We start from the raw sequence: 15020 nt of genomic DNA, 5'->3' as shown, positions 1-15020 counted from the left end.
GGTGTCGGGGGTGAAGGTCACACGGGCTCCTGGGTGGTACGGGCGTGCAGGTACTGGACGAGGGAGATCAGCGCCTGGGTGGAGGAGACCCGGTCGCGGGCGTCGCAGGTGACCAGCGGGGTCTCCGGGAGCAGGTCGAGGGCCTCGCGGATCTCGGCCTCGGAGTGGGCCGGCGCGCCGTCGAAGTGGTTGACGGCGACGGCGTAGGGCAGTCCGTGCTCCTCCAGCAGGCCCATGACGTCGAAGGACTGCTCCAGGCGGCGGGTGTCGGCGAGGACCAGGGCCCCCAGCGCGCCGCGGGTCATGTCCTGCCACAGCCGGGTGAAGCGCTGCTGTCCGGGGGCGCCGAACAGGTACAGCACGAGTGAGTCGCTGAGGGTGAGCCGGCCGAAGTCCATGGCGACCGTGGTGGTCGTCTTGTCCTTGATGCCGGCGAGGTCGTCGACGAGCGCGCCGGCCTGCGTCATCGTCTCCTCGGTACGCAGCGGCTTGATCTCCGAGAGCGAGCCGACGAAGGTCGTCTTGCCGACCGCGAAGTGCCCGACGACCAGGAGCTTGACCGCCGTCCGCACCGTCTGCCGCAGATAGACGCCGGAGTCAGAGGCGAGCGCGGAGTCCATCGAGCACCTCCTGAAGGAGCTGGGCCTCGGGCAGTTGCGCCGAGGGGATGGGGGACCGGGTGGTGATGTGGCCGCTGTCCACGAGGTCGCCGAGCAGGACCTTGGTGACGCTGACGGGCAGCCGCAGATGGCCGGCGATCTCGGCGACGGACAGCGCTCCGCCCAGGCACAGCTCCATCAGCTTGCGCTTTTCGGGGCTGAGCCCGCCCAGCGGCCGGTCTCCGTAGGCCATCACCAGCGTGACCAGGTCGAACGTGTTACGGGTCGGATGGGCGCGGCCGTCGGTGACGACGTACGGCCGGACCAGCCCTCGTTCCTCGCGCCTGCGCGGCGGGGTCATGCCGGGCTGCCGATGCCCTGCCAGGCGGTGTCCTGCCGCGGCGGGCTGGTCAGTTCCTTGCCGAGCCGGTCGACCAGCTTCTGCATCCGGTAGGTGACGGCCTCCATGTCCACGTCCTCGGTGGCGGAGACGGCGAGGTAGGCGCCGGGGCCGGCGGCGATGAGGAAGACGTAGCCGCCGGCGAACTCCACCAGCGTCTGCCGCCAGGGCGTCTCCTGGTGGTCGCAGAACTCGGAGGTGCTGCGGCTGATCGACTGGAGTCCGGAGAGGGCGGCGGCCTGGCGCTCGGCCTCGTCCCGGTCGATGCCCTCGGAGTGGCTGCGGAGCATGCCGTCCGCGGAGAGCAGGATCGCGTGCCGCGCCTCCGGCATCCGCACCACCTCGTCGAGCATCCAGCCCAACTCGTTGTTCATGTGGTCGTTCATGCCTGGCGATTCCCTTCGTCGTGGTGGGGGGCTGCGTCGTCTCGGGACTCCGCGCGGCCGGACCGGGTGCCGCGGGCGAAGGCCCCCATGCGCCGGGCGGTCTCCTCCGCCGAGCGGATGCGGTGCGCACCGGTGTCGGATTCGGCAGCCGCCTGCTGACTCCCGTCGGCCGTCGGCCAGTCGTCCGCCTGCTGCTGCCCCGCGGCGGGTCGGCGGCGACGGCGCTTGGGCAGTCCGCCGGCCGTCGACGGGTACGTACGGGGCACGTCGTCGCCCACCTCCGGGTGGCCCAGCGGGGTCCTCGGCTCGGGCACCGCCGGGCGGGCGGCGGCCGCGGCCGGGGGCTGGGGCTGAGCCTGGGGCTGGTGCTGGGCCTGAGCCTGGGGGTGGTGCTGGGCCTGGGCCTGGGGCTGGCGCTGAGCCTGGGGCTGGCGCTGGGGCGGCTGGGCGGCCGGTGGGGCGGCGGCGGGCATGGTGCGGGAGCTGTCCCTGTCCGGGTCCAGGTGGGTGAGCAGCGCGCTGGGCAGGAACAGCACCGCCCGTACACCCCCGTACGGCGAGCGGGTGTCGACCGAGACGCTGAATCCGTAGCGGGCGGCGAGCACGCCGATCACCGGGAAGCCGAACTGCGGCGGGTCTCCGAGCCGGGCGACGTCCACCGGGCGGCGGCCGGTGAGATGGGCGGTGGCCCGCTGCACCTCCTGGCCGTCCATGCCGACGCCCGCGTCGTCGATCACCACGCAGGCGCCGTTGTGCACCGGCTGCAGGCTGACCTCGACGGTGGTGTTCGGCTGCGAGTGGCGGGCGGCGTTGTCGAGCAGCTCGGCGACCGCGAGCACCACCGGCTCGACGGCCCGGCTGGCGACGGCGATGTCGATCTGGCTGTGCACCTGGACCCGGCGGTAGTCGCGGATCCGGGACTTGGCGCCCCGTACCACGTCCGTGAGGGGGGAGGCGGCCCGCTGCCGGCCGGGCCACGAGCCGCACAGCACGGCGATGGCCTGGGCACGCCGCCCGAACTGGGAGTTCGCGTGGTCGATCTCCAGCAGGTCGCGGAGCACGTCGGGGTTGTCGTGCCGGTCCTGCATGTCGGAGATCGACAGCTGCTGCTCGTGCGCGAGTCCCTGGAGCGCCCGCATGGACGCCTTGAGTGCGGCCTTCGCCGAGGCGTCGGCCTTGGCCTGGGCCTTCTCCCCCGCCTGCGCGAAGAGGTCGAGCAGCGTCTGGAGGCTCTGCGCGTACGCCGTCCCGGCGAGCCGTCCGTCCCGGAGCCCGGGCAGCGGGCCCGGCTGGTTCAGTGCGTCGCCGATGGCCGGGAGGCGGACCGCGACCAGGTGCTGGAGCTCCTCGTCACGTGCCTGCAGGCTGCCTTCCAGAACGGCGGTTCGCCGGCGCACGGCGGCGGTGATGCGGTGCTGGCGCAGCAGCAGGATCAGCACGACGAGCAGGACCGCGGCCAGGCACCAGACCATCACCTCCGATATGTGATCTGTCATCAGTTCCTCATGGACGGGGGCGTACAGGAGTCCAGAAGCGGAATACGGCGATCATCCTAGCCACGCCGGTGACCATGCGTCCGTTCGCCGTAACAATTTGCGAAACGCTGAGGCAATTGGCGGGCGGACAGCCCGCCCCGCGACGCGGCGGATCCCGGACCCGGGGTTGCCGTTACGGTGGACCCCAGAACACGCGTGACCCGAGAAGGAAGATGTGAGCAGGTTGTTTACCGGAATCAGCGGGCCGACCAGGAGTGCGGGGTAGACACGCCATGCACATCGTGATCATGGGCTGCGGGCGGGTGGGCGCCGCGCTCGCCCAGACCTTGGAAGCACAGGGGCACACGGTCGCCGTGGTCGACCAGGACCCCACGGCCTTCCGTCGGCTGGGCGCCGGGTTCGGCGGCCGCCGGGTGACCGGCGTCGGCTTCGACCAGGACACCCTGCGCGAGGCGGGCATCGAGGAGGCCGGGGCGTTCGCCGCGGTCAGCAGCGGTGACAACTCCAACATCATCGCGGCCCGGGTGGCCCGGGAGATGTTCGGCGTGGAGAACGTCGCGGCCCGTATCTACGACCCGCGCCGCGCCGAGGTCTACCAGCGCCTCGGCATCCCCACCGTGGCGACGGTCCGCTGGACCGCCGACCAGATGCTGCGGCGACTGCTCCCCTCGGGCGCGGAACCGCTGTGGCGCGACCCGAGCGGCGGCGTGCAGCTCGCCGAGGTGCACGCCGCGCCGTCCTGGGTGGGGCACAAGGTCAGCAGGCTGCAGGACGAGACCGGGGTTCGGGTGGCGTTCCTCACCCGCCTGGGCGAGGCGATGCTGCCGACCTCGCAGACCGTGCTGCAGGAAGGCGACCTGGTGCACGTGATGATGCGCTCGGACGAGGTCGACAAGGTCGAGGCCGCATTCGCGGCAGGGCCGGAGGAAGCGTGATGAGGGTTGCCATTGCCGGGGCCGGCGCGGTGGGCCGCTCCATCGCGGGTGAGCTCCTGGAGAACGGTCATGAGGTGCTCCTCATCGACAAGGCGCCGACCGCCATCTCGGTGGAACGGGTGCCGCAGGCCGAGTGGCTGCTGGCCGACGCGTGCGAGATCACCTCGCTGGACGAGGCCGCGTTGCAGCGCTGCAACGTCGTCATCGCGGCGACCGGCGACGACAAGGTGAACCTGGTCGTCTCGCTGCTGGCGAAGACCGAGTACGGGGTGCCGCGGGTGGTGGCCCGCGTGAACAACCCCAAGAACGAGTGGCTGTTCAACGAGTCGTGGGGCGTCGACGTCGCCGTCTCCACGCCGCGCCTGATGTCCGCCCTGGTCGAGGAGGCGGTGAGCGTCGGCGACCTGGTGCGGCTGCTGCGCTTCAGCCACGGCGACGCGAACCTGGTGGAGCTGACGCTGCCGCCGGAGGCTGCCCTGGCGGGCACCCGGGTCGGCGAGGTGGCGTGGCCCGAGGACACCAGCCTGGTCACGATCATCCGCGGGACGCGGGTGCTGACCCCCAGCAAGGACGACGTGCTGGAGGCGGGTGACGAGCTGCTGTTCGTGGCGGCTCCGGCCCGCGAGGAGCAGCTGGAGGACCTGCTGTCGGTCCGGCGCGAGGACGCCACCGACTGACGGCCGCGTCTGCGTCTGCCTCTGCGCACCGAAACGGCGGACTCCCCCGGCTGTGGCTGGGGGAGTCCGCCGTTTGAGGACCGTGTTATGGGCCGGGAGCCCCCGCGGTCAGGAGGTCTCGACCTGGGCGCGCGCCGTGCGCTCGCGCTCCCGCTCGGCCTGCTCCTCCGCCTCCATCTCGGCGATGACGTCGATCGGCGGCGGCGCCTTGGCGAGGAAGATCCAGGTCAGGTAGACGCACAGCAGGAACGGCGGGATGCCCAGCGCCACCTTGACCCAGCCCAGCTGTGTGGCGTCGCCCCACCAGTAGAGCGGGAAGAGGATCGCCGACTTCGCCAGCAGGATCAGGCCCCATGCCCAGGTGGCCTTGGTGTACGCGCGGAACCGCCCCGGATTGCGGGTGCGCCAGGAGAGGTTCTCCTTGAGCATCGGGCCGAGCAGCACCCCGATCAGCGGGAAGCGGAAGATCGCCGAGAGGACGTAGGCGATGGCCAGGCCCAGCGTGTAGAGCATGCCGGGCAGGTAGAAGTTCTTGGCGTCACCGGACATCATCGCGAAGACCGCGCCGAACGCGACGCCGAAGACGCCGCTGAAGGCGTGCTTGAGGGTCTCCTTGCGCACCAGCCGCGCGACCGCGAGCAGCAGCGTCAGCGCGAGCGCGGCGATGGCCGCCAGATGGATGTCCCGCTTGATCGTGTAGAGCAGGACGAAGACCAGGCCGGGGACGGTCGTGTCGACCATCCCGCGCACCCCGCCGAACGCCTCCAGGAGCGCGGTGTCGGCCGCCGCCCTGCTCTGCGCGGCGGCGGCCGCGGCGTCCTGGTCGGTGTCGGTCGGGGTCTGCTTGCCTTCAGACGTCACCCGTCACTCCTGTCCGAGCGGTCGGAGCTCGTACTTGGGGTTGAACAGCACCCGGCGCCCGTGGCTCATGGAGATACGGCCGGTGGCTATCAGCTTGCGGCCCGGCTCTATCCCGATGATGGAGCGCCGGCCCAGCCACACCACGTCCAGGGCGGCGGTGCCGTCGAAGAGCTCCGCCTCCAGGGCGGGCACCCCGGCCCGCGGCCGCAGCGTGACCGTGCGCAGTGTACCGGTCACCTTGACGATCTGCCGGTCGCCGCACTCGCCGATCTTCGTGCAGCCCGTAGCCTCAGCGTCCTGCTCCAGCTCGGCGGCGGTGAGCTCCTCCTGGGAGCTCGACAGCCGGTCGAGCATGCGCCGGAAACGCCCGGCGGGCTTGTCGGTTCGGGATACGGCACTCATACGGTCAGCGTACCGGGGTCCCTCGCACGAGCTACCCCTCGAACGCGGTATCCCTTCTCCGGCCCCGGCTCACCCTTCGAACCGGTACCCCATCCCCGGCTCGGTGATGAAGTGCCGCGGGTGGGAGGGGTCGGCCTCCAGTTTGCGGCGCAGCTGCGCCATGTAGACCCGCAGGTAGTTGGTCTCGGTCCCGTACGACGGGCCCCAGACCTCCTGGAGCAGTTGCTTCTGGCTGACCAGCCGGCCGGTGTTACGGACCAGTACCTCCAGCAGATGCCACTCGGTGGGGGTCAGCCGGACGTCCCGGTCACCGCGGTGGACCTTCTTGGCGGCCAGGTCGACGGTGAAGCTGTCGGTTCTGATCATGACGGCGTCGTCGCTCTGCCCGGTGGGCTCGGCGCGGCGCACCGCGGCACGCAGCCGCGCCAGCAGCTCGTCCATGCCGAACGGCTTGGTGACGTAGTCGTCGGCCCCGGCGTCCAGCGCCTCGACCTTCTCGTCGGAGGTGTGGCGCGCGGAGAGCACCAGGATCGGGACCCTGGTCCAACCGCGCAGCCCCTTGATCACCTCGACGCCGTCCATGTCGGGCAGGCCCAGGTCCAGGACCACCACGTCGGGGTGGCGGGCGGCGGCGAGCTGGAGGGCGGTCGCGCCGTCGGGGGCGGCGTCCACCTCGTACTTGCGCGCCTTCAGGTTGATCACGAGGGCGCGTACGATCTGCGGCTCGTCGTCCACCACGAGCACCCGGTTCATTCGGCGGCCTGCCCTTCTGGTCTGTTGTCTCGTCGGTTGCGGCCGGTCACGTGGTGACCTGGGCCGGGAGGTCGGGGCGGGCCGGCGGCCGGCCCGGTGCGGCCTGGAGGGTGAGGACCATGGTCATCCCGCCGCCGGGGGTGTCCTCGGCGGTGAGCTGGCCGCCCATCGCCTCGGCGAAGCCCCGGGCGACGGCGAGGCCGAGGCCGACCCCGGCGCCGCGCGGGGCGTCTCCGTACCGCTGGAAAGGCTCGAAGATGCGGTCCTTGGCGCTGTCGGGGACGCCGGGGCCGCGGTCGGCGACGCGCAGCTCCACCCGCTCGCCCAGGGCGCTGGCCTTGACCAGCACCGGGGTGTCCGCGGGGCTGTACTTGACGGCGTTCTCGACGATGTTGGCGACGCTGCGCTCCAGCAGGCCGGGGTCGACCGCGACCATCGGCAGCGCCTCGGGGATGTCGAGGCTGACGCTGCCCTCGGGGACGCCGACGAGGGCCATCGGGACCACCTCGTCCAGGTCGATCTCGCGGATGAGCGGGGTGACGGTGCCGGTCTGCAGCCGGGACATGTCCAGGAGGTTGCCGACCAGGTGGTCCAGGCGGTCGGCGCCCTCCTCGATCCCCTCCAGCAGCTCCGCCTCGTCCTCGTCCGACCAGGCGACGTCGTCCGAGCGCAGCGAGGTGACGGCCGCCTTGATGCCGGCGAGCGGGGTGCGCAGGTCGTGGCTGACGGCGGCCAGCAGGGCGGTGCGGATGCGGTTGCCCTCGGCCAGCTCGTGGGCGCGCTCGGCCTGGCCGACCAGCCGCTGGCGGTCCAGTACGACGACGGCCTGGGCGGCGAAGGCGGCGAGCACCCGGCGGTCCTCGGCGGGCAGCACCCGGCCGCTGAGCGCCAGCGCCATGTGGTCGCCGACCGGCATGTCGACGTCGGCGTCCTCGGGCCGTACCGGCGGCGGGGCGTCGCCGCTGCCCGCGCTGCCCGCGCAGGTCCAGGGGTCGACCTCGCTGGTGCGCTCCAGCAGCGCGACCGAGTCCATGCCGAAGGTCTCCCGGACCCGCTCCAGCAGCGCCTCCAGGCTGGTCTCGCCGCGCAGCACGCTGCCCGCGAGGAAGGAGAGCACCTCGGATTCGGCGCGCAGCCGGGCGGCCTGGTGGGTGCGGCGGGCGGCGGTGCCCACCACGGACGCGACCAGGGCGGCGACCGCGAAGAAGATCACGATCGCGACGATGTTCTTGGGGTCCTGGATGGTCAGCGTGCGGGTGGGCGGGGTGAAGTAGTAGTTGAGCAGCAGGGAGCCGAAGGCCGCGGAGGCCAGGGCGGGCAGCATGCCGCCGAGCAGCGCCGCCAGCACGTTGAGGAACAGGAACAGCAGCACCTCGTTGGCGAAGCCCGGCCCGGAGTCGTACGAGTCGGGGTTGGCGTTGATGCCGATGAGGAGCAGCGAGAGGAGGACCGGGCCGACCATGCCGACCAGCCATCCGGCGACGATGCGCGGCCGACCGAGCCGGGCGCGGCGGGCGACGGGCAGGCCGCGGCCCTTGGCGACCTCGTCGTGGGTGACGATGTGGACGTCCAGGTCGGGTCCCGAGTCGCGGGCCACGGTGGCGCCGACGCCCGGCCCGAAGATGTACTGCCACGTCTTGCGGCGGCTGGAGCCGAGCACGATCTGGGTGGCGTTGACACCGCGCGCGAACTCCAGCAGCGCGTGGGGGATGTCCTCACCTATGACGTGGTGGAAGGTTCCACCGAGGTCCTCCACGAGGGTCCGCTGGACGGCCAGCTCCTTCGGAGAGGCGGAGGTCAGCCCGTCGCTGCGGGCGATGTAGACGGCGAGGATCTCGCCGCCCGCGCCCTTGGCGGCCATCCGGGCGGCGCGGCGGATGAGCGTGCGGCCCTCGGGGCCGCCGGTGAGGCCGACGACGATGCGCTCGCGGGCGCTCCAGATGGTGGAGACCCGGTGGTCGGCCCGGTACTGCTGGAGGTACTCGTCGACCCGGTCGGCGGTCCACAGCAGCGCGAGCTCGCGCAGCGCGGTGAGGTTGCCGGGCCGGAAGTAGTTGGAGAGCGACGCGTCGATCTTGTCGGGCTTGTAGATGTTGCCGTGCGCCATGCGGCGGCGCAGCGCGTGGGGCGACATGTCGACCAGCTCGATCTGGTCGGCGCGGCGGACCACCTCGTCGGGCACGGTCTCGCGCTGGCGGATGCCCGTTATGGACTCCACCACGTCCCCCAGCGACTCGAGGTGCTGGATGTTGACGGTGGAGATGACGTCGATGCCGGCCTGGAGCAGCTCTTCGATGTCCTGCCAGCGCTTGGTGTTGCGGGAGCCGGGGACATTGGTGTGGGCCAGCTCGTCGACGATCGCGACGGCGGGGCGGCGGGCGAGGACGGCGTCCACGTCCATCTCGGTGAAGGTGGTCCCCCGATACTCCATCGCGCGGCGCGGCACCTCCTCCAGCCCGTGCAGCATGACCTCGGTGCGGGGGCGGCCATGGTGCTCGACCAGCGCGACGACGAGGTCCGTGCCCCGCTCGACCCGCCGGTGGCCCTCCGAGAGCATCGAGTAGGTCTTGCCGACGCCTGGTGCCGCACCGAGGTAGATCCGAAGTTTGCCGCGTCCCATGGGCCCCATTTTCGTGCTTGGGCCGGTAGACCGCCCTGCCTATCGAATATGCAACCTCGACTTTACGGCCCAGGTAGCGGACAAATGGGACGCGGGGCGCCGGTGCGGCGGTATTGACACAGTCCTGACGTGCCCCTACAGACCGAAGCGGCCCGTGGCGCCCCTCGTACGGGGTGCCACGGGCCGCTGGGCCGTCGGGCGGTCGGCTCTGGATGCCGGGTGGTCAGCCCTTGGCGAGCTTCTGCACCGCGATGTTGAGCTTGAGCACGTTGACGTGCGGCTCGCCGAGGAAGCCGAAGGTGCGGCCCTCGGTGTTGTCCTTGACCAGCTTCGCGACCTGCGCCGCGGTCAGTCCGTTGTGCTTGGCGACGCGCTCGACCTGGATCTCCGCGTACTTCTTGGAGATGTGCGGGTCGATGGCCGAGGCCGAGCCGGTGACCGCGTCCTTGGGGACGTCGGCCTGCTCGACCTCGTAGTGGCCGGGCACCGTGTTGAACGCGGCGACCTGCTTCTTGGCGTCGCCCACCATCTTGACCAGCTTCGCATCGCTGGTGCCGAGCTGGCTGGAGCCGGTGGCCAGCGGGTCGTAACCGCTGTTGGACGGCCGCCCCTGGAAGAACCTCGGGTCCGGCTTGGGGTCCTCGCCCTCCTTGGCGGGCAGGTTGTAGGTCTGGCCGATCAGCTCGGACCCGACCTCCTTGCCGTCCACCTTGATCATGGAGCCGTTGGCCTTGTCGTGGAACGCGCCCTGGGCGACGCCCGTGATGGCGAGCGGGTAGAGCACGCCCGTGACCACGGTGAGGACCAGCAGCGCGCGGAACGCGGCCACCACCAGCCGGGTGGTGCTCTGTACGGATTTCATCATGAGGGTCACCCGATCCCGGGGATCGCAGAAATGATCAGGTCGATGAGCTTGATGCCGATGAACGGCGCGATCAGGCCGCCCAGGCCGTAGATGCCCAGGTTGCGGCGGAGCATCCTGTCCGCGCTCATCGGCCGGTAGCGCACGCCCTTCAGAGCGAGCGGCACCAGCGCGATGATGATCAGCGCGTTGAAGATGACCGCGGACAGGATCGCGGACTCCGCCGAGGCCAGGCTCATGATGTTGAGCTTGTCCAGGCCGGGGTAGGCGGCCGCGAACATGGCCGGGATGATCGCGAAGTACTTCGCGACGTCGTTGGCGATCGAGAAGGTGGTCAGCGCGCCGCGCGTGATGAGCAGCTGCTTGCCGATCTCCACGATCTCGATCAGCTTGGTCGGGTTGGAGTCCAGGTCCACCATGTTCCCGGCCTCCTTGGCGGCCGAGGTGCCGGTGTTCATGGCCACGCCGACGTCTGCCTGGGCCAGCGCGGGCGCGTCGTTGGTGCCGTCGCCGGTCATGGCGACGAGCTTGCCGCCCGCCTGCTCCCGCTTGATGAGCGCCATCTTGTCCTCGGGAGTCGCCTCCGCGAGGAAGTCGTCCACGCCCGCCTCGTCGGCGATCGCCTTGGCGGTCAGCGGGTTGTCACCCGTGATCATGACGGTCTTGATGCCCATGCGGCGCAGTTCCTCGAACCGCTCCCGCATGCCGTCCTTGACGACGTCCTTGAGGTAGATGACGCCCAGGACGCGGGCGCCCTTGTCGTCCTCGACGGCGACGAGGAGCGGGGTGCCGCCGGCCTCGGAGATCTGGTTGGCGAGCTTGTCGGCGTCGTCCGCGACGGTGCCGCCCTGCTCCCTGACCCAACTGATGATCGAAGCGGTCGCGCCCTTGCGGACCTTCCGGCTCACGCCGTCCTCGTGAAGGTCCACGCCAGACATCCGGGTCTGCGCGGTGAAGGGCACCCACTCGGCGCCGACGAGCTCGCCCTCGTGGCGCTCCCGCAGGCCGTACTTCTCCTTGGCGAGGACGACGATCGAGCGGCCCTCGGGCGTCTCGTCGGCGAGCGACGAGAGCTGGGCGGCGTCCGCCACCTCGGCGGCCGTGGTGCCCTTGACGGGCCGGAACTCGGCGGCCTGGCGGTTGCCGTACGTGATCGTGCCGGTCTTGTCCAGCAGCAGCGTGGAGACGTCGCCCGCCGCCTCGACCGCGCGCCCGGACATCGCCAGGACGTTGCGCTGGACCAGCCGATCCATGCCCGCGATGCCGATGGCCGAGAGCAGCGCGCCGATGGTGGTCGGGATCAGGCAGACCAGCAGGGCGGTCAGCACGATCAGGGAGGTCTCGTCGTCGGCGCCCGCGTAGATCGCGAACGGCTTCAGCGTGACGACGGCCAGCAGGAAGACGATCGTGAGGGACGCGAGCAGGATGTTCAGCGCGATCTCGTTGGGCGTCTTCTGCCGCGCCGCGCCCTCGACCAGGTTGATCATCCGGTCGATGAACGTCTCGCCGGGCTTCGTCGTGATCTTGATGACGATCCGGTCGGAGAGCACCTTGGTGCCGCCGGTGACAGCGCTCCGGTCGCCGCCGGACTCGCGGATGACCGGCGCCGACTCGCCCGTGATGGCGGACTCGTCCACGGACGCCACGCCCTCGACGACGTCGCCGTCGCCCGGGATGATGTCGCCCGCCTCGCAGACCACCAGGTCCCCGACGCGCAGCGCGGTGCCGGGCACCTGCTCCTCGGCGGTGCCGTCCTTGGTCAGGCGGCGCGCGACGGTGTCGGTCTTGGCCTTGCGCAGGGTGTCGGCCTGCGCCTTGCCGCGGCCCTCGGCCACGGCCTCCGCCAGGTTGGCGAAGAGGGTGGTCAGCCAGAGCCAGGCGGCGATCGCCCAGCCGAACCAGTCGCCCGGGTCCTTGACCGCCAGCACGGTGGTGACCACCGAGCCGATCAGCACCACGAACATGACCGGGGACTTGACCATCACCCGCGGGTCGAGCTTGCGGAAGGCGTCCGGCAGCGACTTGACGAGCTGCTTGGGGTCGAAGAGCCCGCCGCCGACCCGGCCGTCCTCCGGCTTGTGCCCGGTGGGCACGTCCTGGTGCGGCGCGGAGGTCGGGGCGTGCGTGGTGGACATGGAGCGAGGCTCCTCTTTGGTTACTTCAGTGTTCATACCGAGAGCCCCTCAGCGAGCGGACCGAGTGCCAGGGCCGGGAAGAAGGTGAGGCCGGTGATGATCAGGATCGCCCCCACCAGCAGCCCGGTGAACAGCGGCTTCTCGGTCCGCAGCGTGCCAACAGTGGCCGGGACCGGCTTCTGCTCGGCGAGCGAGCCGGCCAGCGCCAGGACGAACACCATGGGGACGAAGCGGCCGAGCAGCATGCACAGGCCCAGCGCGGTGTTGTGGTACTCCGTGTTGGCCGCGAATCCGGCGAACGCGCTGCCGTTGTTGTTCGAGGCCGAGGTGTAGGCGTACAGCACCTCGGAGAAGCCGTGCGGGTTGGGTACCCCATTGATCGGACCGTTGGTCATGGAGCTCTCGCCCTCACCCAGCGCCATCGCCAGGGCGGTGCCGATGAGCACCAGCGCCGGGGTGACGAGGATGTAGCAGGCGGCGAGCTTGATCTCGCGGGTGCCGATCTTCTTGCCGAGGTACTCGGGCGTACGGCCGACCATGAGGCCCGCGATGAAGACCGCGATGATGGCCATGATCAGCATGCCGTAGAGGCCGGAGCCGACGCCGCCGGGCGCGATCTCGCCGAGCATCATGCCGAGCAGCAGCACACCGCCGCTGAGGCCTTCGAACGAGTCGTGGAAGGAGTTGACCGAACCGGTCGAGGTCATGGTCGTGGAGACCGAGAACAGTGAGGAGGCGCCCTCGCCGAACCGCTGCTCCTTGCCCTCCATGGCGCCGCCGGCCAGCTGCGAGGCGGTGCCCGGGTGCGCGAACTCCGTAACAGTCACGGCGATGACCGCGCCGAACCAGATGATGCCCATGGCCGCGACGACGGCGTAGCCCTGCTTCACGCTGCCGACCATCTTGCCGAAGGTGCGGGGCAGCGAGAACGGGATCACCAGCAGCAGGAAGATCGTGAGCAGGTTGGAGAAGCCGTTGGGGTTCTCGAACGGATGCGCGGAGTTGGCGTTGTAGAAGCCGCCGCCGTTGGTGCCGAGGTCCTTGATGGCCTCCTGCGAGGCGACCGCGCCACCGGTGATGCTCTGCTTGTCGCCGGTGAGCGTGGTGATCTGGTGGACGTCCGAGAAGTTCTGCACCGCGCCGGCCGCGACCAGCAGGATCGCCGCGACCACGGAGATCGGGACGAGGATCCGCACGACGCCGCGGACCAGGTCGGCCCAGAAGTTGCCGAGGTCGCCGGTGCGGGAGCGGGCGAAGCCGCGGACGAGCGCGATCGCGACCGCCATGCCGACGGCCGCCGACACGAAGTTCTGGACCGCCAGGCCGCCGGTCTGGACGAGGTGGCCCATGGCCGACTCGCCCGAGTACGACTGCCAGTTGGTGTTCGAGACGAAGGACGCGGCGGTGTTGAACGCCTGGTCCGGGGTGATCGCCTTGAAGCCGAGCGAGAGCGGCAGCTTGTCCTGGAAGCGCTGGAGCGCGTACAGGAAGAGGACGCCCACCGCGGAGAACGCGAGGACGCCGCGGAGGTAGGCGGGCCAGCGCATCTCGGCGTCGGGGTTGGCGCCGACACAGCGGTAGATCAGCCGCTCTACACGCAGGTGCTTCTTGGAGGTGTAGACGGCGGCCATGAAGTCGCCGAGGGGACGGTGGACCAGGGCCAGCGCGACGATCAGCGCGGAGACCTGGAGCACATCAGCGAGGACGGGGCTCATATTGGTGCTCAGAACCTCTCCGGGAAGACAAGGGCGAGGACGAGGTAGCCCAGCAGGGCCACGGCCACGGCCAAGCCGACGATGTTCTCGACGGTCATAGCTTCGAGACCCCCTTGGCGACGAATGCCACCAGCGCGAAGACCGCGAGCGTGGCGACGACGAAGGCCACGTCGGCCATCGGTGCTCCTACGAGATGAGGTTCGGTTGAACGGACTCCCAAAGGAAACCGCCTGCGTGGGCCCGTAAGAACGCCGTTGACGGCTCCCTTACGGCCATTAGCGCGCTCTTGACGACTTTCATACGCCTATCGCTTCTACCTGCGAAAACACCGGAGGGCCGCACTCCGAAAACGGAGTGCGGCCCTCTCGGAACAGCCGCTTCCGGCCGTTTGTGGCCGGTTCTGCCCTGTCTCAGCGCACCTCGGTGATCTCGGGCCCGCGCTGCAGCCGGTCGGCGCCGCCCGCGAACCGCGAGCCCTGCGCCTCGTCCTGCTGCACGCCGTCCGGCACCATCTGCGCGTCCTCGGGAAGCTTGAGGACGATCGGGTCGCGCGGGGCCATCGGGCCCTCGCCGCGGACCACCACGGTGTCCCGGAAGATCGCCTCCAGCAGGCTGCCGGTCTCGGGCTTGACCGCGCCCTGGCCGGAGATCACGCCGCGCAGGAACCAGCGCGAGCCGTCGACGCCGACGAACCGCACCATCTGCACGCCGTTGGTGCCGTCGGGCAGCTGCACCGGCACCTGGGCGCGCAGCTCCCAGCCGAGCGGGCCCTCGACCTCGTCCACGACGCCGCCCTGCCGGGTGATGCCGCTGGCGATCTCCTCCCGCACCTCGCCCCAGATGCCTTCCTTCTTGGGCGCGGCGAACGCCTGGAGCTGCACGGCGCTGTCCCGCAGCACCACGGTGGCGGCGACGATCGCGTCCCCCGCGACCTCCACCCGCAGTTCCATGCCCTCGACACCGGGCACGAACATCCCCCCGAGGTCCACCCGGCCCTCGGCGGGCCGAGCCACCTCGGAGACGTCCCAGGGGCCGTCGGGGCGCGGCGCCGGTGGCAGGCTCACCCTGCTCACGGCCGCGTCCTCCGCGTCCTCCGTGGCGTCCTCGACCGACTCCTCGGCCGCGACGTCGAGCTTCTCGACGTCCTCCTCGCTGCGCTTGCGGCGACGTCCGAACACG

At 70.8% G+C, this 15020-nt stretch carries 15 protein-coding genes; 2 read left to right on the top strand and 13 right to left on the bottom strand.

Annotated elements, in window-relative coordinates:
- Positions 1 to 17: 17 nt before the first annotated feature.
- Genes Q3Y56_RS26865 through Q3Y56_RS26850 form a run of 4 tightly spaced genes read right to left on the bottom strand, consistent with a single transcriptional unit; the run spans position 18 to position 2881 of the window.
- Complete coding sequence (locus Q3Y56_RS26865) at positions 18 to 620, bottom strand: ATP/GTP-binding protein (protein ID WP_304464386.1); 603 nt, start codon at positions 618 to 620, stop codon at positions 18 to 20.
- Positions 598 to 960: a DUF742 domain-containing protein gene (locus tag Q3Y56_RS26860; RefSeq protein WP_304464385.1), complete on the bottom strand. Its 363-nt coding sequence runs from the start codon at positions 958 to 960 to the stop codon at positions 598 to 600. The genes Q3Y56_RS26865 and Q3Y56_RS26860 overlap by 23 nt, the downstream gene beginning before the upstream one ends.
- Positions 957 to 1385, bottom strand: a complete 429-nt coding sequence (locus tag Q3Y56_RS26855; RefSeq protein ID WP_304464384.1) for a roadblock/LC7 domain-containing protein — start codon at positions 1383 to 1385, stop codon at positions 957 to 959. The genes Q3Y56_RS26860 and Q3Y56_RS26855 overlap by 4 nt, the downstream gene beginning before the upstream one ends.
- Positions 1382 to 2881, bottom strand: coding sequence for an ATP-binding protein (locus Q3Y56_RS26850; RefSeq protein ID WP_304464383.1), 1500 nt, complete (start codon positions 2879 to 2881; stop codon positions 1382 to 1384). The genes Q3Y56_RS26855 and Q3Y56_RS26850 overlap by 4 nt, the downstream gene beginning before the upstream one ends.
- Positions 2882 to 3153: 272 nt before the next feature.
- On the opposite strand from Q3Y56_RS26850, the gene Q3Y56_RS26845 reads away from it, so the two are divergent.
- Together Q3Y56_RS26845 and Q3Y56_RS26840 are read left to right on the top strand one after the other, a co-directional pair.
- Positions 3154 to 3816 (top strand): TrkA family potassium uptake protein, encoded by a 663-nt coding sequence (locus Q3Y56_RS26845; RefSeq protein ID WP_304464382.1) that lies wholly within the window; start codon positions 3154 to 3156, stop codon positions 3814 to 3816.
- Complete coding sequence (locus Q3Y56_RS26840) at positions 3816 to 4493, top strand: TrkA family potassium uptake protein (protein WP_304464381.1); 678 nt, start codon at positions 3816 to 3818, stop codon at positions 4491 to 4493. The genes Q3Y56_RS26845 and Q3Y56_RS26840 overlap by 1 nt, the downstream gene beginning before the upstream one ends.
- A gap of 108 nt (positions 4494 to 4601) precedes the next feature.
- On the opposite strand, the gene Q3Y56_RS26835 is transcribed toward Q3Y56_RS26840, so the two are convergent.
- The 9 genes from Q3Y56_RS26835 to Q3Y56_RS26795 all read right to left on the bottom strand — a co-directional run bounded on the left by Q3Y56_RS26835 (position 4602) and on the right by Q3Y56_RS26795 (position 15019).
- Positions 4602 to 5354, bottom strand: coding sequence for a DUF3159 domain-containing protein (locus Q3Y56_RS26835; RefSeq protein WP_304464380.1), 753 nt, complete (start codon positions 5352 to 5354; stop codon positions 4602 to 4604).
- A 3-nt stretch (positions 5355 to 5357) separates the two neighbouring features.
- Positions 5358 to 5756 carry an OB-fold nucleic acid binding domain-containing protein gene (locus tag Q3Y56_RS26830; protein ID WP_304464379.1) on the bottom strand — a complete coding sequence of 133 codons (399 nt, stop codon included), beginning with the start codon at positions 5754 to 5756 and terminating at the stop codon, positions 5358 to 5360.
- Between the two features lie 69 nt (positions 5757 to 5825).
- Positions 5826 to 6509 carry a response regulator gene (locus Q3Y56_RS26825; RefSeq protein ID WP_304464378.1) on the bottom strand — a complete coding sequence of 228 codons (684 nt, stop codon included), beginning with the start codon at positions 6507 to 6509 and terminating at the stop codon, positions 5826 to 5828.
- A 46-nt stretch (positions 6510 to 6555) separates the two neighbouring features.
- The gene (locus Q3Y56_RS26820; RefSeq protein ID WP_304464377.1) at positions 6556 to 9129 is read right to left on the bottom strand and encodes a sensor histidine kinase KdpD; all 2574 of its coding nucleotides are present in this window, start codon (positions 9127 to 9129) and stop codon (positions 6556 to 6558) included.
- Positions 9130 to 9352: 223 nt separating this feature from the next.
- Positions 9353 to 9994 (bottom strand): potassium-transporting ATPase subunit C, encoded by a 642-nt coding sequence (locus Q3Y56_RS26815; protein ID WP_304464376.1) that lies wholly within the window; start codon positions 9992 to 9994, stop codon positions 9353 to 9355.
- Positions 9995 to 9999: 5 nt separating this feature from the next.
- A complete protein-coding gene (gene kdpB, locus Q3Y56_RS26810; RefSeq protein ID WP_304464375.1) occupies positions 10000 to 12162 on the bottom strand; it encodes a potassium-transporting ATPase subunit KdpB in 2163 nt (720 codons plus the stop codon).
- On the bottom strand, positions 12159 to 13841 hold the full coding sequence (kdpA, locus tag Q3Y56_RS26805) for a potassium-transporting ATPase subunit KdpA (RefSeq protein WP_304464374.1): 1683 nt from the start codon (positions 13839 to 13841) through the stop codon (positions 12159 to 12161). Before kdpA ends, kdpB begins: the two co-directional genes overlap by 4 nt.
- 8 nt (positions 13842 to 13849) lie before the next feature.
- Positions 13850 to 13939, bottom strand: a complete 90-nt coding sequence (gene kdpF / locus Q3Y56_RS26800; protein WP_304464373.1) for a K(+)-transporting ATPase subunit F — start codon at positions 13937 to 13939, stop codon at positions 13850 to 13852.
- Between the two features lie 312 nt (positions 13940 to 14251).
- Positions 14252 to 15019, bottom strand: coding sequence for a DUF3710 domain-containing protein (locus Q3Y56_RS26795; protein WP_304464372.1), 768 nt, complete (start codon positions 15017 to 15019; stop codon positions 14252 to 14254).
- Position 15020: the final 1 nt, after the last annotated feature.

The sequence above is a fragment of the Streptomyces sp. XD-27 genome (assembly GCF_030553055.1).
Classification (GTDB): Bacteria; Actinomycetota; Actinomycetes; order Streptomycetales; family Streptomycetaceae; genus Streptomyces.
The sequence above is the reverse complement of the archived record's forward strand: the minus strand, read 5'-3'. Positions and strand labels throughout refer to the sequence as shown.

Coding starts and splice junctions, on each gene's coding strand:
- Q3Y56_RS26865 (WP_304464386.1), bottom strand. CDS start 620: ATGGACTCCGCGCTCGCCTCTGACTCCGGCGTCTATCTGCGGCAGACG.
- Q3Y56_RS26860 (WP_304464385.1), bottom strand. CDS start 960: ATGACCCCGCCGCGCAGGCGCGAGGAACGAGGGCTGGTCCGGCCGTAC.
- Q3Y56_RS26855 (WP_304464384.1), bottom strand. CDS start 1,385: ATGAACGACCACATGAACAACGAGTTGGGCTGGATGCTCGACGAGGTG.
- Q3Y56_RS26850 (WP_304464383.1), bottom strand. CDS start 2,881: ATGACAGATCACATATCGGAGGTGATGGTCTGGTGCCTGGCCGCGGTC.
- Q3Y56_RS26845 (WP_304464382.1), top strand. CDS start 3,154: ATGCACATCGTGATCATGGGCTGCGGGCGGGTGGGCGCCGCGCTCGCC.
- Q3Y56_RS26840 (WP_304464381.1), top strand. CDS start 3,816: ATGAGGGTTGCCATTGCCGGGGCCGGCGCGGTGGGCCGCTCCATCGCG.
- Q3Y56_RS26830 (WP_304464379.1), bottom strand. CDS start 5,756: ATGAGTGCCGTATCCCGAACCGACAAGCCCGCCGGGCGTTTCCGGCGC.
- Q3Y56_RS26825 (WP_304464378.1), bottom strand. CDS start 6,509: ATGAACCGGGTGCTCGTGGTGGACGACGAGCCGCAGATCGTACGCGCC.
- Q3Y56_RS26820 (WP_304464377.1), bottom strand. CDS start 9,129: ATGGGACGCGGCAAACTTCGGATCTACCTCGGTGCGGCACCAGGCGTC.
- Q3Y56_RS26815 (WP_304464376.1), bottom strand. CDS start 9,994: ATGATGAAATCCGTACAGAGCACCACCCGGCTGGTGGTGGCCGCGTTC.
- kdpB (WP_304464375.1), bottom strand. CDS start 12,162: ATGAACACTGAAGTAACCAAAGAGGAGCCTCGCTCCATGTCCACCACG.
- kdpA (WP_304464374.1), bottom strand. CDS start 13,841: ATGAGCCCCGTCCTCGCTGATGTGCTCCAGGTCTCCGCGCTGATCGTC.
- kdpF (WP_304464373.1), bottom strand. CDS start 13,939: ATGACCGTCGAGAACATCGTCGGCTTGGCCGTGGCCGTGGCCCTGCTG.